We start from the raw sequence: 18,495 nt of genomic DNA on the forward strand, positions 1-18,495 counted from the left end.
CTTCAGTTGTTTCCGGCTACTGGTTCCCGGCAGCCGGGGCCGGGGGGCCGTCGTGCGGGAAACCGTCACGCTCATACGTGGAGTTCAGCTTCGACATAAACCGGGCCAGCTCCTGCAGGTCCTCCACCGGCCATTCACCCAGCCGCTCCCGGAAGACCTGCTGCCGGGCGTCCTGGACCTGGTGCATCTTTTCCTCCCCCTTGGGGGTCAGCCGGATGGCCTGGGCCCGCCCATCGAGCGGGTCAGCCTCCTTGGATACCAGCCCGATGCTTTCCAGGAAGGCAATCTGCCGGCTCACGGAAGGTTTGCCGACGCCGATGTTCATGGCCAGGTCCGTCAGCCGGATGGGGCCCTCCCGCCGGATCACCGTCAGCAGGCCGTAGGCCGCGGGTTCCATGTCCGGGTGCACCTGGCGGGAAAGCTGGTTGGAGATGGCGCGGGCACGCCGCCAGAAGAGGCTGATCTGGTGTTCCACGTTTTGCAGCGCGGCGTCCACATTGGGGTCGTCCTCGCGGCCGTGCGCGGGCGGGACGGCAGGGGAGTTGCTCATGGCAACAATTCTAGGGTGCGGGACCGTGAGAGACTTTTCTGGTGCGAATCAGCGATTATTGGCGACTCATGGATGACGAATTTGGCGCCGGGTACTCGCGGGTCCTCAGCAATACCCTGGTTCTGGCCGGGGTGGGCGGGCGCACCGCAGACCAGGCGCTGGCTGCCGGCGTGGAGCCGCGGAAGGTGTGGCTGGCGGTCTGCGACGTGCAGGACGTTCCGGCGGACCGGCGGCTGGGCCGGGACATCAAGCCCCGGTTGGAATGAGCGGTTTCTCCTGACACGCCGCGCGGCTGTTCGAATACCTGTTCGGGTAAAGCTATGCTTTTCATAGCGGGTTTTCCACATAGCCGCCGTCCTCCGGCCGGAATGTCAGTGGGTCCCATTAGCGTCAGAGATGACCAATAAACGGCCGCTGAGGCCACTCCAAAGCGAGAAAGCATTAGAGGTGTGAACCATGGCGGCAGCCCCGGATCGTGCAAAAGCGCTCGAAGCAGCGCTGGCCCAGATCGACAAGCAGTTCGGTAAAGGCTCGGTCATGCGGCTCGGTGACGAAGTCCGGGCCCCGATTGAGGTCATCCCCACAGGGTCCATTGCGTTGGATGTAGCTTTGGGAATTGGCGGCCTGCCCCGTGGCCGCGTCGTAGAAATCTACGGGCCGGAATCCTCCGGTAAGACCACCGTGGCCCTCCATGCCGTGGCAAACGCCCAGCGCCTGGGCGGCATCGCCGCCTTCATCGACGCCGAGCACGCCCTCGATCCCGAGTACGCCGCGAAACTCGGCGTTGACACGGATGCGCTCCTGGTGTCCCAGCCGGATACGGGTGAGCAGGCCCTGGAAATCATGGACATGCTGGTGGGTTCAGGCTCCCTGGATGTCATCGTCATCGACTCCGTTGCCGCCCTGGTGCCGCGCGCTGAAATCGAAGGCGACATGGGCGACAGCCACGTGGGCCTCCAGGCCCGCCTGATGAGCCAGGCCCTGCGTAAGATCACCGGACGCCTCAGCCAGACCAAGACAACCGCGATCTTCATCAACCAGCTCCGCGAAAAGATCGGTGTCTTCTTCGGTTCCCCCGAGACCACCACCGGTGGTAAGGCGCTGAAGTTCTACGCCTCCATCCGTATTGACGTGCGCCGCATTCAAACCCTCAAGGAAGGCGCCGACTCTGTCGGTAACCGCACCAAGGCCAAGATCGTCAAGAACAAGATGGCCCCGCCCTTCAAGATCGCAGAGTTCGACATCATCTATGGCCAGGGCATCTCCCGCGAGGGCGGCATCATCGACATGGGCGTGGAGCACGGCATCATTAAGAAGTCCGGCTCCTGGTTTACTTATGACGGCGACCAGCTGGGCCAGGGCATGGAAAACTCGCGCAGGTTCCTCCGCGACAACCCCGAGCTGGCTGCCGAGCTTGAGCGCCTGATCAAGGAAAAGCTCGGGGTTGGCGTGAAGCCCGCGGAGCCCGAGTCCAAGGACTCCCCGAAGCTGAAAGCCGTAGACGGGTTCTAGCCCTTGACCAGTGCTGAAAGAGCGCGTCCCCGCCGGGCAGGAACCGGCGGGCGGCGCGCTGCTTCGTATTCGAACGACTTCCAGGACGGCCCGGATCCAGGCTCGCCGGTTGAGGGTGACGCTGAACCGGATCCCGTGTCCGTCGCCAAGGCCATCGTGTACCGGCAGCTGGCGGCCTCGGCGAAAACCAGGCTGCAACTGGCCCGCAAGCTCGCCGAGCGGAACATCCCGGAAGACGTTGCCGAGGCTGTGCTGGACAAGTTCCAGGAAGCACGGCTTGTCGACGACGCCGAATTCGCGGACATGTGGGTGCGGAGCCGGGCGCAGTCCCGGAAGCTGGCGAAGGGGGCTCTCCGGCGGGAACTGGCGGAAAAGGGCGTCAGCGGGGAAACCGCTGCGGCAGCACTTGAGCAGCTCTCCGGCGCCGACGAGGAAGCCGCTGCAAGGGCCTTGGTGGAGCGGAAGCTGCGTCCCGGGACTGACCTGGGGGACAGGGCGGAGCGGGACAAAGTGACGCGCCGGCTGGCGTCCATGCTGGCCCGTAAGGGTTACCAGCCCTCCCAGGCGTTCCGCATCGTCAGCGAGGTCCTCGATGCGCACGCTGCTCCCGACAATGACCAGCCGCTGAACCGGTACCCTTAACAGGTGAGTTTGACCATTCCTTCCCCTCTTTCCGGCGCCACCACCCCTGCAGGGTCCAGCGCCGTCGCCCAGCCTGAGCCCGTTCCGGAGTCCGGCGCGCAGAAGCCCCGCACCTATGAGGTGCGGACCTTCGGATGCCAGATGAACGTGCACGATTCAGAGCGCATGGCCGGCATGCTGGAGGATGCAGGCTACGTGCCGTCAGATGGTGCACAGGCCGATGTCGTGGTGTTCAACACTTGTGCAGTGCGCGAGAACGCTGACAACAAGCTGTACGGCAACCTCGGAATCCTGGCCCCGGTCAAAGCAGCCAACCCGGGGATGCAGATCGCCGTCGGCGGTTGCCTGGCACAGAAGGACCGGGAAACCATCCTGAAAAAGGCGCCGTGGGTGGACGCCGTATTCGGTACCCACAATGTCGGCGCCTTGCCCGCCCTGCTCGAGCGGGCCCGCCACAACGATGAGGCGCAACTGGAAATCCTGGAGTCGCTGGACGTCTTCCCGTCCACGCTGCCCACCAAGCGCGACTCCGTCTACTCGGGTTGGGTGTCCATCTCGGTGGGCTGCAACAACACCTGCACGTTCTGCATCGTTCCGGCCCTGCGCGGCAAAGAGAAGGACCGCCGGCCCGGGGATATCCTCGCGGAGATCCAGGCCCTGGTGGACGATGGAGCCATCGAGGTGACCCTCCTTGGCCAGAACGTCAACTCCTACGGCGTTGAATTCGGTGACCGGCAGGCCTTCTCAAAACTCCTGAGGGCCTGCGGGGAGATTGCGGGGCTTGAACGGGTCCGTTTCACCAGCCCGCACCCGGCCGCTTTCACAGACGACGTCATCGATGCCATGGCCGAAACGCCGAACGTGATGCCGCAGCTCCACATGCCGCTGCAGTCGGGCTCGGACAAGGTCCTGCGGGACATGAGGCGGTCCTACCGGTCCACAAAATTCCTGGGCATCCTGGACAAGGTCCGGGAGAAAATCCCCCATGCCGCCATTTCCACGGACATCATCGTTGGCTTCCCCGGGGAAACTGAGGAAGACTTCCAGGCAACCCTGGACGTGGTGGAGGGGTCCAGGTTCGCAACGGCCTTTACGTTCCAGTACTCCAAACGCCCCGGCACACCCGCCGCGGACCTGCCGGACCAGTTGCCGAAGGCCGTGGTGCAGGAGCGCTTTGAACGGCTGACCGCGCTGCAGGACCGGATCGCCGCGGAGGAGAACCGGAAACAGCTCGGCCGCCGGGTGGAAGTTATGGTCACCGCCCAGTCAGGCCGGAAGGCCGGAGAAACCCACCGGTTGTCCGGCCGCTCACAGGACCAGCGGCTGGTGCATTTCTCGGTACCCGAAGGTGCGCCCGCGCCGCGCCCGGGTGACCTGGTAACCGTCACCATTACCGAGGCCGCCTCCTTCCACCTTGTCGCCGATCCCGCCCTTGAGGACTACAGCCTGCGCCGTTCCCGTGCCGGTGACGCCTGGGACAGGTCCCAGGCGGATTCCTGCGGAGCGCCTGCATCGGCCGCCGGCAACGGCCGGGCGGGCGTTTCCCTCGGGATGCCTGCGCTGCCCGTCCGCAGCCGCTGATCCGTGGGCTCTCCGCCGGTTATCGCCGTCGTCGGTCCCACGGGTTCCGGTAAGTCCGACCTCGCAGTAGGCCTCGCCCTTGAGCTGGACGGCGAAGTCATTAACGCCGACGCCATGCAGTTCTACCGCGGCATGGATATCGGCACAGCGAAAATCACCGTTGACGAACGCAGGGGAGTTCCGCACCATCTCCTGGACATCCTGGACGTCATTGACGAAGCCAGCGTTTCCCGGTTCCAGCAGCAGGTGCGTGAGCTCGTCGCGGATATCCATGCGCGCGGCAAGCGGGCCGTCCTGGCCGGCGGCTCGGGTCTGTACGTCCGGGCCGCCCTGGACATCCTCGAATTTCCGGGGACGGATCCTAGGCTTCGCCAGCAGCTTGAGGATGAGCTTGCGGCACGGGGCAGTGCTGCTCTGCTGGCGCGGCTGGAGGAAGTCGACCCGGTTTCTGCCAGCAGGCTCTCGGACGGCCGGCGCATTGTTCGTGCCCTTGAGGTCCACCAGCTCACCGGCCGCCCGTTCAGTTCCTTTATGCCCCGGCGCGAGTACTTCCAGCCCGCAGTGCAGATAGGCCTCGCAGTTGACCGCGATCAACTGCGCGAGCGGCTTGCCCTCCGGGTCCACCGCATGGTGGACAACGGTCTGCTGGCCGAGGTGGAGCGGCTTGAGGCGCAGGGACTCCGGCAAGGCAAAACAGCGCCCCGCGCCCTGGGCTACTCGCAGTTCCTGCGGGTGCTCGACGGCGAAGCAACAGTTCCTGAGGCCGCCGGAGAAACTATCGTGGCCACCCGGCAGTTCGCTCGCCGCCAGCTCACCTGGTTCCGTGCGGACCCCCGGATCACATGGCTGGACTGGCAGGATCCGGGCCTGACCGCCCGCGCTGCCGCGCTCTGCGGATGATGAGCGCCGGGGTGTTTGGGCAGGTATGAGGACTTGTGGGTCTGGCTAAGTCCCGTAACTGCTCTGGACTTCCCCGTTTCGAGCGCGTACCGGCCGGCCGGTACCCTTGAAACCATGAACGCAACCCTTGCCGCGACAAAAGAGCATGCCTTCCGGACGCTGGGCGGGCTCCGCTTTTCCAAGGGGCACGGCACCGGCAACGATTTTGTCCTGGTTGCTGATCCCGAGGGCATGCACACCATAGCGGCAGAACAGGTGGCAGCCGTGTGCGACCGCCACCGCGGCATCGGTGGAGACGGCCTCATCCGCGCCGTCCCGTCCCGTCTCCTGCCCGAGGGCCGCGAACTGCTGGCCGCCAGCCCCGAGGCTGAGTGGTTTATGGACTACCGCAACGGCGACGGGTCACTGTCCGAGATGTGCGGCAACGGAGTCCGCGTCTTCGTCCACTTCCTCCTCACCGAAGGCCTGGTGGACTTGCCCGACGGCGGCGCCCTCACCATCGGCACCCGGGGCGGGGCGAAAACGGTGGTACGGATCGGCGGGGATTACGCCGTCGACATGGGTCCCTGGGAGTTCATCTTCCCGGGGGAGGCAACCGCCAAGGCGATGGATTCGCTGGTCACTGCGGACGGACTGGAAGTTCCCCGTCCCGCCTTGTCCGTCAGCATGGGCAACCCCCACACTGTGGTTGCCCTCGCCGAACTCTCAGAACTTGAGGGGACCCGCCTCTTCACCGCGCCCGTGGTTGACCCGATGCCGGCCAACGGCACCAACGTGGAGTTTGTGGTTCCCTCCGAACCGCTCGTGCACGAGGGCGTCGGCTCAGTCACCATGCGGGTGCACGAACGCGGCGTTGGGGAAACCCAGTCGTGCGGCACGGGAGCCTGCGCCGCAGCCGTGGCGATCAGGCACTGGGCAGGAGCCGAAGCACCGGACACGTGGCAGGTCCACGTGCCCGGAGGCGTGGTGGGCGTTAAATTCTTCGCCGGCCCCGGAGGCCACGAACACGTGGAGCTCAGTGGTCCCGCGGTCATTGTGGCGACAGGGACGCTTTCCTGACCTTCAGGATGCGGAAGGACTTGGACGTTGACTCGCGGCTCACACTGAAGGAGTCATCCAGCTCAGCAGCCAGCCAGCGCTGAAGCGAGTCCGAACCCAGGTTCTTCTGCACCACCAGCCACGCCGTGCCGCCCGGCGCCAGGCGCGGCAGCCACAGCTTCAGGAGCGAATGCAGTTCGTCCTTGCCAATCCTGATAGGCGGGTTGGACCAGATGGTGTCAAAGCGCACCTCAGGATCCACGGCATCCGGCGTACTGGCCACCACGTTCGAAAGTCCCAGTGCACTTGCGTTCTCGTTCGTGAGCGTTATGCAGCGTTCATTGACATCGACGGCGTAAACCCGTGAGTGCGGCGCGCGCAGGGCCATGCTGAGCGCAATCGGACCCCAGCCGCAGCCGATGTCCAGCAGGTTTCCGGTAGGCGCCGGCGCGGGAACCTCTGCCAGCAGCACGGCAGTTCCCTTGTCAATCCCGTCCGGGCTGAAGATGCCGGAGGAGGTCTGCAGCGTCCGCGTTTCCCCGCCGAGTTCCACCGTGAGGGGCTTTCGCGTGAAAGGGCCGGCGGGGGATGCGCTGAAATAGTGTGCGGACTCCATAACTGGCCAGAGTAGTTCCCCTTGCAGCGTAAAGTGAAACTCCGCTCTTTGCTCCTCTGCTAGGGTTTAGCCCATGTTCCTGATCTTTGAGTAGCCTGCACGGGTCTTGCCCGTCCGCAGCCACGTCCCGCAGCGACGCAGGTATTAATCCTTCCGCACAGTGCACCGGACCACGCGCAGCGTGATTTTCGGCCGCCGGACAATACTCGAAGGTCGGCCTCCCGCTGGCTCTTTCGCCGATTCTCCGGCTCCTTCCAACTCCGCCGCTTCCCCGTGAGGTGGCCGCCACCGCCGTCCGCTTTCGCGGCCCGGCGAAACAAACAGGAGAACCGCATGACCGCAGGCCGTCAGCCCAGCGCGAATACTTCCCCAAGCACCAGCAATCGGCACTATTCTGGAACTGCCGAACCTTCAAAGGAGACCATGACCAGCCAGCCCAACACCGGATCCGATCCAGCCGCCCAGGACATGAGCCCTGAGGAAATCCAGGCTGTGATCGACCGGATTCTCTCCAAGGACGTCCCGGCCAAAACCGTCAGCACGCCAGGCGATGGCAGCCGCGGTGACGGAAAAGCCCTATTCGGCAAGGCCCAGGCCATATCCCGTCTGGATGAAGAACACACAACGTACGACGGCGACCAGCAGGACCTTGAGGAACGCCGCGCCCTGCGCCGCACGGCAGGCCTTTCCACGGAACTGGAAGACGTCACCGAGGTCGAGTACCGCCAGCTTCGCCTGGAACGCGTAGTCCTCGCCGGCATCTGGTCGGAGGGTACCCTCGCGGACGCGGAAAACTCGCTGCGGGAGCTTGCGGCTCTTGCCGAAACAGCAGGTTCGGAAGTCCTGGACGGGCTCGTGCAGCGCCGTGACAAGCCGGACCCGGGCACCTTCCTGGGATCAGGTAAAGCGCAGGAACTGAAGGACATCGTGTTGTCCACTGGCGCGGACACGGTTGTGGTGGACGCCGAGTTGGCTCCGTCCCAGCGCCGTGGCCTTGAGGACATCGTCAAGGTCAAGGTCATTGACCGGACAGGCCTGATCCTGGATATCTTCGCCCAGCATGCGAAGAGCCGTGAAGGCAAGGCCCAGGTGGAGCTGGCGCAGCTCGAGTACCTCCTGCCGCGCCTTCGCGGCTGGGGCGAGTCGATGTCCCGCCAGGCCGGTGGCCAGGTGGGCGGCGCCGCCGCCGGCATGGGTTCGCGTGGTCCCGGTGAGACGAAGATCGAACTGGACCGCCGGCGGATCCGCACCCGCATGGCGAAGCTCCGGCGGGAGATCGCCGCGATGAAGCCGGCCCGGGAGACCAAACGCGCCAACCGTCGTCGTAATGAAGTGCCCTCCGTGGCAATCGCCGGGTACACCAACGCCGGCAAGTCCTCACTGCTGAACCGACTGACGGACGCCGGGGTGCTCGTGGAGAACGCCCTGTTCGCCACACTGGATCCCACTGTCCGCAAGGCCGAAACCGCCGACGGACTTGGTTACACGCTGGCCGATACCGTGGGCTTCGTCCGCTCCCTGCCTACGCAGCTCGTGGAGGCGTTCCGGTCCACCCTCGAGGAGGTTGCGGACTCGGACCTGATCCTGCACGTGGTGGACGTCTCGCACCCGGACCCCGAGGGCCAGATAGCTGCAGTACGGAAGGTCTTCAGCGAGGTGGACGCCCGCAAGGTTCCGGAGATCATCGTCCTCAACAAGGCGGACGCTGCAGATCCCTTTGTGGTGGAGCGGTTGAAGCAGCGCGAACCGCGCCACGTTGTAGTTTCGGCCCGCACGGGGGAGGGCATCCCGGAGCTGCTGAAGGCGATCAGCGAGTCTATCCCGCGTCCGTCGGTCAAGCTCGAGCTGCTTATTCCCTACGAGCGTGGGGACCTGATCAGCAAGCTGCACGAGTCCGACGCCGAGATCATCAGCGTTGACCACGATGAAGCCGGTACCCGGGCAGTTGTTAAAGTCCGGGAAGGCCTCGCGGCTGAACTGGAACCATTCGTCAGCAATGACTGACCTCGTGGCTGACGAAGCCACAGGCACGGCGGGCGAGCAGTTCGTGATCGAGCTGCTCGACCGCGCCGTGGCCGGCATGGGCGGGCAAAGCCGCAGCGGACAACACGAGATGGCAAGGCAGGTGGCCCGGGCGATCGAAACCGGCGATCATCTGCTGGTCCAGGCCGGCACGGGCACAGGCAAGTCGCTGGCATACCTGATACCCCTGATAGCCCACGCCCTCGAGAGCGACAAGCCCGCCCTGGTGTCCACCGCAACGCTTGCCCTCCAGACGCAGATTGTGGGCAGGGACATACCACGTCTCCTGAAAACCATCACCCCGGCACTGGACCGGCCAGTAAAAGTTGCCCTGGTCAAAGGCCGGTCCAACTACGTCTGCGTGCACAAACTCGAAGGCGGGTTTCCCTCCGAAGAACCTGCCGAGGGCCAGCTGTTTTCCCTCGGCGAGGACACCAGCGTCCCGCACTTCGCTGCGGCTGTTGGTGGTCCCAGCTCCCAGCTGGGCAAGGAAGTTGTGCGTCTGCGGGAATGGGCTGAAAAAACTACCACCGGCGACCGTGATGAACTCCTGCCCGGCGTCACTGACCGGGCATGGCGGCAGGTCTCCGTCACCTCGATGGAGTGCCTGGGCGCCCAAAAGTGCCCCATGGCAGCCGAGTGCTTCAGCGAGCTCGCACGGCAGGACGCCGCCGAAGCCGATGTGGTGGTCACCAACCACGCCATGCTCGCCGTCAGCGCCTTTGAAGGCCTGGCAGTGCTGCCCGAATATGACGTGGTGGTGGTAGACGAGGCCCACGAACTCCAGGACCGGGTCACCGGCGCCGTCTCCGGACAGCTCTCGGTGGCCATGGTCCATGCCGCGGCCGCCGGCGCCCGCAAGCACACCGCCATTACGGTGGATGCGCTGAACGCCGCCGCCGCCAATCTGGAGGTTGCCCTCGCGGGAGTTCCGAACGGGTTGCTCCCCAATGGCCTGAACGACGAGCAGCTGGACTGCGTGGACCAGCTGCGGGAGGCCTGCCGTGCTGCCCTTTCCGACTCCAAGGGGGACAGCAGCACCACTGCCGACGGCGGCCGGCAACTCGCGCGCTCCCGCCTGATGCTCATCCTGGAACTGTGCGAACGGCTGCTCGCCGCCCGCGAGAACCGGGAAGTGGTGTGGTTTTCCCGTGCCAGTTCCTTTGACCCACAACAGGGATACTCCCAGCCCGACGAGACAGCGCCCGTGCTGATCAACATCGCCCCGCTGTCCGTGGCCGGGCGGCTGCGTGAAGGCCTGTTCGCCGGGCACACCGTGGTGCTGACCTCCGCCACCCTGGCGATTGGTTCAGCGTTCGAGCCGGCAGCAGGTGGATTGGGGCTCGTGGGCGAGGGCGCCCCCAGCTGGACCGGTGTCGATGTTGGGTCGCCCTTTGACTACCCCAAGCAGGGGATCCTGTACGTGGCCGGGCACCTGCCTAAGCCCGGCCGTGGAGCGTCCCCTGAATCGTTGGCCGAACTGGAGGCCCTGATCAAGGCTTCCAACGGCGGCGCGCTCTGCCTGTTTTCGTCCCGGCGTGCGGCCGAGGAAGCGGCCGATGCGCTGCGGCCAAAGCTTGGGATGACCGTCCTGTGCCAGGGCGACTCCACCATGACGGCCCTAGTGAAGCAGTTTGCCGACGAACCCGATACCTGCCTGTTCGGCACCATGTCGCTGTGGCAGGGCGTGGACGTTCCGGGCGGGTCCTGCCGCCTAGTGGTCATCGACCGGATTCCGTTCCCCCGGCCCGACGATCCCCTGATGACCGCCCGGTCCCGGGCGGTGGCGCAGGCGGGCGGCAACGGCTTTATGTCAGTCTCCGCCACACACGCCGCAATCCGGCTCGCACAGGGTGCGGGGCGGCTGATCCGGTCCACCGGGGACAAGGGTGTGGTGGCGGTGCTGGATTCCCGGCTGGCCACAGAACGCTACGCCGGATTCCTCCGCGGCGCCCTGCCCCCGTTCTGGTCCACAACGGACAGGAAGACGGCCATCGCGGCGCTGGAGAGGCTGGCCGGGGAGAAGGTCTGACCGCCCGGCGCGGCAGCCCCGGGCGTGGCAACGCACCGGGGCTGCCGCGCTGGGCGCGCTCCCCGGGCGCTGGTCAAAGCGAGCGGAGCACCGACACAACCTTGCCCATGATGGTGGCGTGGTCGCCAAGGATGGGCTCGTACTGCGTGTTCTGGGGGAGCAGCCAGGTGTGGCCGTCCCGCTGCCGGAAGGTTTTCACAGTGGCCTCGTCATCCAGCAACGCCGCGACGATATCCCCGTTGGCGGCGTCTGCCTGACGGCGGACCACTACCCAGTCGCCGTCGCAGATAGCGGCGTCCACCATGGAATCACCGGCCACCTTGAGCATAAACAGTTCCCCCTGGCCCACCAGTTGGCGGGGGAGCGGCAGGACGTCCTCCACCACCTGATCAGCCAAGATGGGTCCACCGGCGGCGATCCGGCCCACGAGGGGCACCATGGCAGTGTCCATGGCGGTGGGAAGCGCTGTAACGGTGCCGCTGCCGCCGGGCAGGTGCGGAGCCGGCTCGGCTGCCTGCTTCTGCGAACCGCCATCCAGGGTGAGCGGCATCAGCACCTCCATGGCACGCGGCCGCTTGGGGTCGCGCCGAAGGTAGCCAAGCTTTTCCAGCTGCGAAAGCTGGTGGGTGACGCTGGACAGGCTCGCGAGGCCCACGGTGTCCCCAATTTCCCGCATTGACGGCGGATACCCGTTGTCATTGACGGAGCGCTGGATGGTCTCGAGGATCTTCTTCTGCCGCGGCGTGAGGCCCTTGGCGGTCTTCTTCGGTTGGGAGGTTGCCCTGCCCCCGGCGGCTGCTGCTGCCATATTCGCCAATGCCTTTCGGTTGCCCCGGGCCCTGGTGGCCCGGACCTGAAGTTCACGCCGTAATTGTCAGACCCTGCTGATCAACTTCCGAGTGGTTGTTCTTTTCTTCAAAGCTAGGCCAGCCACATTGCTTTTTCAAACATTTGTTCTAGCGAGTCTCGACATTGTTCGTTGATAGGTGCTAAAACAGTAGGAGCAAAGTTCGAACATTTGTTCTACTCCGAACGCAGGCATTCGAAGACCCGCACCAGGGTCGCCGGGGCCGGCGGATCCGGAGGAGAACATCGGGCAGCACAGTATGGTCCAGGAGGGCTAAGTCATGTCAGCTACATCTGCTTCACAGGATTCAATCCCGGTGCGTCACCTCATGTCCGGGCCGGACCACCGGCTGGCGGACCGTCAGGCCTCTCTCCCGCCCCTGCGCCTGACGCGGCGCGGGAAGGTTGTCCTGATTGGTATTCCCCTCGTGCTGCTGGCGGCCCTGCTCCTCTCCCTGGCAGGCTTCTTCAACTCCCCGGCTAAGGCCTCCGATTCGGTGTCGGACCTTTCCGTTACACCGACCGTCACCGTTACTGTGCAGCCGGGCGAGTCCCTGTGGGCCATTGCCGGAAGCATCGCCCCGGAGCGGGACGCGCGGGATGTCGTGGCCGACATTGTCCAGCTCAACAACCTCACCGCCGGCTCGGTTCTTCCGGGGCAGCAGTTGTACGTGCCCACCCGGTAGTAGCCCGAGTCCCGTGGCGGCGTCACATTTTCCCGTGCCCGGCACGAGCACTAAACTGTTCAGGTGAATGACCAGCTAGAGCGCCTCAACCGGCTACCCCTCCGCAGCAACCTCCGTGGGCTTACCCCATACGGCGCGCCCCAGCTGGATGTTCCCATCCTCCTCAATGTCAACGAGAACACCCACGGTGTGCCGGCGGACGTGCAGGCTGCCATCAGCGCCGCAGTGACAGAAGCCGCCACCGGCCTAAACCGGTACCCGGACAGGGAGTTTACGGAGCTGCGGAAGGCCCTGGCGGAATACCTGGGCCACGGACTCGATGAGTCAAACGTGTGGGCGGCCAACGGCTCCAACGAAGTGCTCCAGCAGATACTCCAGGCTTTTGGCGGCCCCGGCCGCACCGCCCTCGGCTTCCCGCCCACGTACTCCATGTACCCGCTGCTGGCCAGCGGAACGGACACCGAATACATCGTGGGTGAACGGGCTGACGGCTACGGCCTCAGCGCAGAGTCCGCGGCCCTTCAGGTGAAGGAGCTGCAGCCCAGCATCGTTTTCCTCTGCTCGCCGAACAACCCCACCGGAACCGGGCTGGGGCTCGACGTTGTGGAAGCCGTGTACGAGGCCGGCGAAGCGAGCCAGACGATCGTTATCGTTGATGAGGCCTACCACGAGTTCGCCCACGATGGAACGCCGAGCGCCCTGACCCTCCTGCCCGGCCGGGAACGGTTGATCGTGTCACGGACCATGAGCAAGGCCTTCGCCCTGGCCGGAGCGCGCCTGGGCTACATGGCAGCGGCTCCGGAGGTTACGGATGCGCTGCGCCTGGTGCGCCTGCCGTACCACCTTTCCTCGATTACCCAGGCAGCAGCCCTCGCTGCCCTGCAGCACCGTGAAGCGCTGATGGCCGATGTTGAAGACATCAAGAAGCAGCGCGACCGGATCGTGGCTGAACTGATCCGGATGGGCCTCAAGCCCGCCGCGTCCGACTCCAACTACGTTTTCTTCGGCGGACTGGAGAATCCCCACCAGGTCTGGCAGGAACTGCTCGACGCCGGAGTCCTGATCCGTGACGTCGGGATCCCCGGCCATCTTCGCGTCACCGCAGGCACTGAGACGGAAACCACAGCGTTCCTGACCTCCCTGGAAAGCATCCTTGCCGGCCAGCCCAGGCTTCCGGCCTAGACTTGAAGCAGCGGCGCTGGACGCCCTGAACCACTCCTTCTTCCCAAAGGACACTTGACCATGAGTTCCACCGGATCCAATGCGGCCGCGGCCCGGACCGCGCGCATGGAGCGTGCCACGAGTGAATCCTCCGTGCTCGTGGAGATCAACCTGGACGGCACCGGCATCTCGGACATCGATACCTCGGTGCCCTTTTACGACCACATGCTGACAGCGCTCTGCAAGCACTCGCTAATTGACCTGACCGTGAAGGCCACCGGAGACATCCACATCGATGTCCACCACACCGTGGAAGACGTGGCCATCACGTTCGGAGAAGTGCTGCGCACGGCACTCGGAAACAAGGCAGGAATCCGCCGCTTCGGCGAGGCCACCGTTCCTTTGGACGAGGCACTGGCCCACGCGGTGGTTGACGTGTCGGGCCGCCCTTACCTGGTTCACGGGGGAGAGCCGGCAGGCCAGGAGTACCACCTGATCGGCGGTCACTTCACCGGCTCGCTCACCCGCCATGTCTTTGAAGCAATCACCCTGCACGCCGGGATCTGCCTCCACATGAACGTCATCGCCGGGCGGGATCCGCACCACATCGTCGAGGCCCAGTTCAAGGCGTTCGCGCGGGCACTTCGCGCCGCCGTCGAATCCGATCCGCGGGTTGAGGGTATCCCCTCCACGAAGGGCGCACTGTGAGCGGCCAGGTGCTGCGGGACGGCGCAATCATCGATCCGTCGGCTTCCCGGAAGCTCCCGTCGCCGGAGGGGAAACCCACGGTAACCGTGCTGGACTACGGCTCAGGAAACGTCCGCTCCGCGGTCCGCGCCCTTGAGCGGGCAGGTGCAGAAGTAATCCTGAGCGCCAAGCCCGAGGACGTCCTGAACGCCGACGGCCTGGTGGTTCCGGGCGTTGGCGCTTTCGAAACCGTGATGCGTGAGCTCAAGGCCGTGGACGGCATCCGCCTCATCGGCCGCCGCGTTGCCGGCGGCCGCCCTGTCCTGGGTATCTGCGTTGGCCTTCAGGTGCTCTTCGAAGCCGGCGTGGAACACGGTACCGAGGCTGAAGGCATTGGGGAATGGCCGGGCAAGGTGGAACTCCTTCCGGCGGACGTTGTCCCGCACATGGGCTGGAACACCGTCAAGGTACCCGCTGGGTCAAAGCTGTTCGCCGGCGTCGAAAATGAGCGGTTCTACTTTGTGCACTCCTACGGCGTGCAGGACTGGAACTTCGACGTCGTCCAGCCGCGGATGGCCGCACCCCTGGTCACCTGGTCCGAGCACGGCGCTCCGTTCATCGCCGCGGTTGAGAACGGGCCGCTGTGCGCCACCCAGTTCCACCCGGAAAAGTCCGGCGACGCCGGCGCCCGGCTGCTGCACAACTGGGTGGACGCCCTCCGTAAACCTTCCGTGGCAGGCGAACCGGGCCAAACCGGCGAAGCCTTCCCCTGCGGCGACGCCTGAATGTGGTCCGTCATCCTGATGGGGCTCGCGGGCCTGCTGATAGGCGGCGCCCTGTCCTTCCGCCAGCAGCATAAGCCGCTCTGGACGCAGGTCTCGTTCTACGTCCTGGCGGGCATGGCGCTGCTCGCCGCCTATCTGCTCACGCTGCCCGCCAACTAGCTGACGGCCAGCCCGCCGTCCGCCGTACATTTCTGCCCCCCAACACACGAGGATCATCATGAACTCCGCTACCGACCTGCCGGTTCTTGAACTGCTGCCCGCCGTCGACGTCGTCAACGGCCAGGCCGTCCGGCTGGTCCAGGGCGAAGCAGGCAGCGAAACCAGCTACGGAACCCCGCTGGAGGCCGCCCTGAACTGGCAGCAGCAGGGTGCGGAGTGGGTCCACCTGGTTGACCTTGACGCCGCCTTCGGCCGCGGCTCCAACGCTGACCTGCTCCGTGAAGTGGTGGGCCGGCTCGACATCAACGTTGAACTCTCCGGCGGCCTCCGGGACGATGAGACGCTCGAAGCAGCCCTGGACCTGGGCGTGGCGCGTGTGAACCTGGGGACGGCAGCGCTCGAGAACCCCGACTGGACCCGCCGGGCCATCGAACGCTTCGGCGACAAGATCGCCGTTGGCCTCGATGTCCGCGGAACCACCCTCGCCGGCCGCGGCTGGACTAAGGAAGGCGGGGACCTCTGGGACGTGCTGTCCCGGCTCGAAGAGGCAGGCTGCGCGCGGTACGTAGTCACTGATGTGACCAAGGACGGTACGCTGCAGGGACCCAACGTGGAGCTGCTCCGCCAGATGGTGGAAAAGACCGGCAAGCCTGTGGTGGCGTCGGGCGGCATATCCAGCCTGGACGACCTCAAGGTGCTCCGTTCGCTGGTGCCCCTCGGTGTTGAAGGCGCCATCGTGGGTAAGGCGTTGTACGCCGGTGCCTTCACCCTGCCCGAAGCCCTCGACGTCGCCGGCCGCCGCTAGGCAGCGCGCACTCTCCGGAGCGAGCACGCCTTGGCCAGCAACGAACCCGGCACCACGCCTCCGCAGCGTCACCTGCCGGGCCACATCGCCGCCGCACTGGCGGGGGCCGGCGGCGCCTTTGATTCTGCCGGACAGCCATGGGCCGGGCGGAGCCTCGCCGGTGAGGACGCCCGGATCCATAACTTCGAGGACGACGACGGAACGGCCGACGCCAACTACCTCACCGCCGTCGCAGCCTTGAAATCGGGGCACGGGGATGAGACGGGTGTCATCTCCTCACTGGCCACCGCCCGCGTTTTTATCCCGATTGTCGCCCAGCTTGCCGAGGAAGCGGAGGGGCAGGACGGGCTGCAGGCGGATAAACAGGCCGACATGGCCCTCGTGACACTGAAGGCAGCCGATGGCAGGACGGCGATGCCCGCCTTCACCTCTGCGGCCGCCCTGGCCGCCTGGCATCCCGAGGCGCGGCCGGTGGCTGTTTACGCCGCCCGCGCAGCCCTTTCCGCGGTGTCTGAAGGCGCTGAACTCCTCGTCCTGGACCCGGGCTCGGCGGTGACTTTTGTGGTGCGGAGGCCGGCCATGTGGGCGCTGGCCCAGCAGCAGCACTGGATCCCGTCCTACGCGGACGACGCACTGGCCCACGAGATGCGCCAGGTTGCAGCCGGCTTCGCGGCGGTCAGGAGCCTGGAACTCCTGCCGGGCAGGGGAGTAGCTGCCCGGGCCGCTGACGGATCCGTCCTTGCCGGTGGTGGCGCCGGACCCGAACTGCAGGTGGTGCTGTACCTCGCGGACGGCCTGGACGCCGAAGGCGTGCAGCAGCTGCTGGCCGGACTGCAGGCAGGGTGGTCCCGGAATGTATTGTTTGGTGAGCGGGTCGACTCCATCGAAATCAAACTGCGGCGCGCTGTCCACTAGCTGCTGCCAGGAGGGGGATCCCCGGCCGGCTGCGGCAGACCGAAGGATCCTTTAGTGAATTTCGCTCTCTACCGGGAGTTGCTGGCCGTCCAGCCCATCAGGCGGCTGCTTCTGGTCGGCATGATCGCCCGAATCCCGCACTCGGCGGCCGGAGTGCTGCTGACCCTGCATATCGTCCTTACCCTTGGCCAGGGGTACGCCGCGGCCGGTGCAGCCGCTGCCGTGATGACCATCGGTATAGCTGTGGGTGCTCCGTGGCGGGGCCGGCGGGTGGACACCGTGGGACTGCGCAAGGCATTGATCCCTTCGGTGCTGTCCGAAACTGTCATTTGGTCGATCGTCCCGCACGTCTCGTACGAGTGGCTGCTTCCGCTGGTATTTGTGGGCGGACTGCTGACGCTGCCCATCTTCAGCGTGGTGCGGCAGTCCCTCGGCGTGCTGGCTGACGGTGATCAGCGCCGCACCGCGTTCGCCCTGGACGCGATCACTACCGAAGTGGTCTTTATGATCGGTCCTGCCGCGGGCGCCATCGTGGCCACCAGCGGATTCAGCGTGGCTGGCCTGACCATCGTTGGCGTCTGCACATCCTTGGCCGGCTTGTTCCTGATGTGGTTCAACCCGCCCACGCGCAGCACCTTGTCTGCGGATGACGGCGAGGCGGACCAGCAGCGCGCAGCAGAGTCCGCCGTGGTCTCCACAGCCCCGGCCCACCTGCAGGAAGCGGCCGCGGACCTGGCCCCGGCAGCCGCCCACCATGCCCGCAGCGCCGGTTTGAAGGACAAGGTGGCCGGCAGCTTCACGTGGTTCACTGCCACGGTCGCCGCGCTCTTCGCTGTTGCCGCCGGCACGGGAATGGTGCTCAGCGGCACAGATGTGGGCATTGTTGCAGCACTGGAAACAGGCGGCCACCAGGCGGAAATCGGTATTGTCTTCCTGTTCTGGTGCGCGGCCTCCGTGGTGGGCGGGCTCATCTACGGTGCCATGCACCGGCCGGTCTCGCCTATTGTCCTGCTCCTCGCCATGGCGGCCCTGACGATTCCCATGGGATTCGCCCACGACACCTGGTCGCTTGCCCTGGTTGCCATCCTGCCGGGACTCCTCTGCGCCCCGGTTCTCTCCTCAGCCTCGGAAAAGGTGGCGGACCTGGTGGAGGAGGCCAGACGCGGCGAGGCGATGGGCTGGTACGGCTCTGCACTTACCGCCGGCGTGGCGCTCGGCGCCCCGTTGGCGGGCGTGTTCATTGACCAGGTGGGGCCGTCCGGGGGCTTTGTATCGGTGGGCGCTGCAGGCGTGGCGCTGTGCGTTGTGGGCTTGGTTCTGCAGCGCCGGCGCCGGGCCGTGGTTTAGCCCGCCGCTGATTTTCTTGGGCAGGTAACCGGACCTCAGCGGCCCGGAAAGTCCCGGCATCTGCCCAACAACTTCGGGAGCTGGGGGTTAACGGGCGACGGCGGGCCTCCCCTCGAGCTTGAGTTCTAGCGGTCGTTGCAACACCCATAGATTTTGGGAGTTGCAACGACCGTGCCGCATTTAAGCGATGTTTCAGCGGAGACCCGGAAGT

Annotated in this window: 19 protein-coding genes; 16 read left to right on the forward strand and 3 right to left on the reverse strand. The window is 65.7% G+C overall.

From position 1 onward, the window contains the following. Nucleotides 1-16 precede the first annotated feature (16 nt). Nucleotides 17-550 (reverse strand): MarR family winged helix-turn-helix transcriptional regulator, encoded by a 534-nt coding sequence (locus ACFVYC_RS04390; protein ID WP_387547011.1) that lies wholly within the window; start codon nt 548-550, stop codon nt 17-19. 41 nt (nt 551-591) lie between these two features. On the opposite strand from ACFVYC_RS04390, the gene ACFVYC_RS04395 reads away from it, so the two are divergent. The 6 genes from ACFVYC_RS04395 to dapF all read left to right on the forward strand — a co-directional run bounded on the left by ACFVYC_RS04395 (nt 592) and on the right by dapF (nt 6,244). After that, complete coding sequence (locus tag ACFVYC_RS04395; protein WP_387547014.1) at nt 592-816, forward strand: DUF3046 domain-containing protein; 225 nt, start codon at nt 592-594, stop codon at nt 814-816. Between the two features lie 190 nt (nt 817-1,006). Further along, nucleotides 1,007-2,062: a recombinase RecA gene (gene recA / locus ACFVYC_RS04400; protein WP_104042776.1), complete on the forward strand. Its 1,056-nt coding sequence runs from the start codon at nt 1,007-1,009 to the stop codon at nt 2,060-2,062. 3 nt (nt 2,063-2,065) lie between these two features. Continuing rightward, complete coding sequence (locus tag ACFVYC_RS04405) at nt 2,066-2,704, forward strand: regulatory protein RecX (RefSeq protein ID WP_387547017.1); 639 nt, start codon at nt 2,066-2,068, stop codon at nt 2,702-2,704. A 3-nt stretch (nt 2,705-2,707) separates the two neighbouring features. Beyond that, nucleotides 2,708-4,285, forward strand: coding sequence for a tRNA (N6-isopentenyl adenosine(37)-C2)-methylthiotransferase MiaB (gene miaB, locus ACFVYC_RS04410; RefSeq protein ID WP_387547019.1), 1,578 nt, complete (start codon nt 2,708-2,710; stop codon nt 4,283-4,285). A gap of 3 nt (nt 4,286-4,288) precedes the next feature. Next, nucleotides 4,289-5,185 (forward strand): tRNA (adenosine(37)-N6)-dimethylallyltransferase MiaA, encoded by an 897-nt coding sequence (gene miaA, locus ACFVYC_RS04415; protein WP_387547021.1) that lies wholly within the window; start codon nt 4,289-4,291, stop codon nt 5,183-5,185. Nucleotides 5,186-5,299: 114 nt separating this feature from the next. Continuing rightward, nucleotides 5,300-6,244 carry a diaminopimelate epimerase gene (gene dapF / locus ACFVYC_RS04420; protein WP_387547023.1) on the forward strand — a complete coding sequence of 315 codons (945 nt, stop codon included), beginning with the start codon at nt 5,300-5,302 and terminating at the stop codon, nt 6,242-6,244. Here dapF and ACFVYC_RS04425 read toward each other — a convergent pair. Continuing rightward, entirely contained in the window at nt 6,216-6,839 is a 624-nt protein-coding gene (locus tag ACFVYC_RS04425; protein WP_387547025.1) for a class I SAM-dependent methyltransferase, read from the reverse strand. The two genes, dapF and ACFVYC_RS04425, sit on opposite strands and share 29 nt — an antisense overlap. 423 nt (nt 6,840-7,262) lie before the next feature. Here ACFVYC_RS04425 and hflX point away from each other — a divergent pair, with 423 nt between their 5' ends. Both hflX and ACFVYC_RS04435 read left to right on the forward strand, forming a co-directional pair. Beyond that, nucleotides 7,263-8,843, forward strand: a complete 1,581-nt coding sequence (hflX, locus tag ACFVYC_RS04430; RefSeq protein ID WP_387547028.1) for a GTPase HflX — start codon at nt 7,263-7,265, stop codon at nt 8,841-8,843. Beyond that, the gene (locus ACFVYC_RS04435; RefSeq protein ID WP_387547030.1) at nt 8,836-10,893 is read left to right on the forward strand and encodes an ATP-dependent DNA helicase; all 2,058 of its coding nucleotides are present in this window, start codon (nt 8,836-8,838) and stop codon (nt 10,891-10,893) included. Before hflX ends, ACFVYC_RS04435 begins: the two co-directional genes overlap by 8 nt. A 73-nt stretch (nt 10,894-10,966) precedes the next feature. On the opposite strand, the gene lexA is transcribed toward ACFVYC_RS04435, so the two are convergent. Next, nucleotides 10,967-11,701: a transcriptional repressor LexA gene (lexA, locus tag ACFVYC_RS04440; protein WP_387547032.1), complete on the reverse strand. Its 735-nt coding sequence runs from the start codon at nt 11,699-11,701 to the stop codon at nt 10,967-10,969. A 367-nt stretch (nt 11,702-12,068) separates the two neighbouring features. On the opposite strand from lexA, the gene ACFVYC_RS04445 reads away from it, so the two are divergent. The 8 genes from ACFVYC_RS04445 (at nt 12,069) to ACFVYC_RS04480 (ending at nt 18,284) form a co-directional block, all read left to right on the forward strand. After that, a complete protein-coding gene (locus ACFVYC_RS04445) occupies nt 12,069-12,425 on the forward strand; it encodes a LysM peptidoglycan-binding domain-containing protein (RefSeq protein ID WP_387547155.1) in 357 nt (118 codons plus the stop codon). Nucleotides 12,426-12,488: 63 nt separating this feature from the next. Beyond that, nucleotides 12,489-13,607 (forward strand): histidinol-phosphate transaminase, encoded by a 1,119-nt coding sequence (locus tag ACFVYC_RS04450; RefSeq protein ID WP_387547035.1) that lies wholly within the window; start codon nt 12,489-12,491, stop codon nt 13,605-13,607. A 60-nt stretch (nt 13,608-13,667) separates the two neighbouring features. Then, the gene (gene hisB / locus ACFVYC_RS04455) at nt 13,668-14,294 is read left to right on the forward strand and encodes an imidazoleglycerol-phosphate dehydratase HisB (protein WP_104042767.1); all 627 of its coding nucleotides are present in this window, start codon (nt 13,668-13,670) and stop codon (nt 14,292-14,294) included. Continuing rightward, nucleotides 14,291-15,058: an imidazole glycerol phosphate synthase subunit HisH gene (gene hisH, locus ACFVYC_RS04460; protein WP_387547038.1), complete on the forward strand. Its 768-nt coding sequence runs from the start codon at nt 14,291-14,293 to the stop codon at nt 15,056-15,058. The genes hisB and hisH overlap by 4 nt, the downstream gene beginning before the upstream one ends. Continuing rightward, a complete protein-coding gene (locus ACFVYC_RS04465) occupies nt 15,059-15,217 on the forward strand; it encodes a hypothetical protein (RefSeq protein WP_181037399.1) in 159 nt (52 codons plus the stop codon). A 58-nt stretch (nt 15,218-15,275) separates the two neighbouring features. Beyond that, on the forward strand, nt 15,276-16,022 hold the full coding sequence (gene priA, locus ACFVYC_RS04470; protein ID WP_387547040.1) for a bifunctional 1-(5-phosphoribosyl)-5-((5-phosphoribosylamino)methylideneamino)imidazole-4-carboxamide isomerase/phosphoribosylanthranilate isomerase PriA: 747 nt from the start codon (nt 15,276-15,278) through the stop codon (nt 16,020-16,022). Nucleotides 16,023-16,052: 30 nt separating this feature from the next. After that, complete coding sequence (locus ACFVYC_RS04475) at nt 16,053-16,937, forward strand: SseB family protein (protein WP_387547043.1); 885 nt, start codon at nt 16,053-16,055, stop codon at nt 16,935-16,937. A gap of 54 nt (nt 16,938-16,991) precedes the next feature. Beyond that, entirely contained in the window at nt 16,992-18,284 is a 1,293-nt protein-coding gene (locus ACFVYC_RS04480) for an MFS transporter (RefSeq protein ID WP_387547045.1), read from the forward strand. The last annotated feature ends 211 nt before the right edge of the window (nt 18,285-18,495 follow it).

This window comes from Pseudarthrobacter sp. NPDC058329 (genome assembly GCF_042879835.1).
GTDB lineage: Bacteria > Actinomycetota > Actinomycetes > Actinomycetales > Micrococcaceae > Arthrobacter.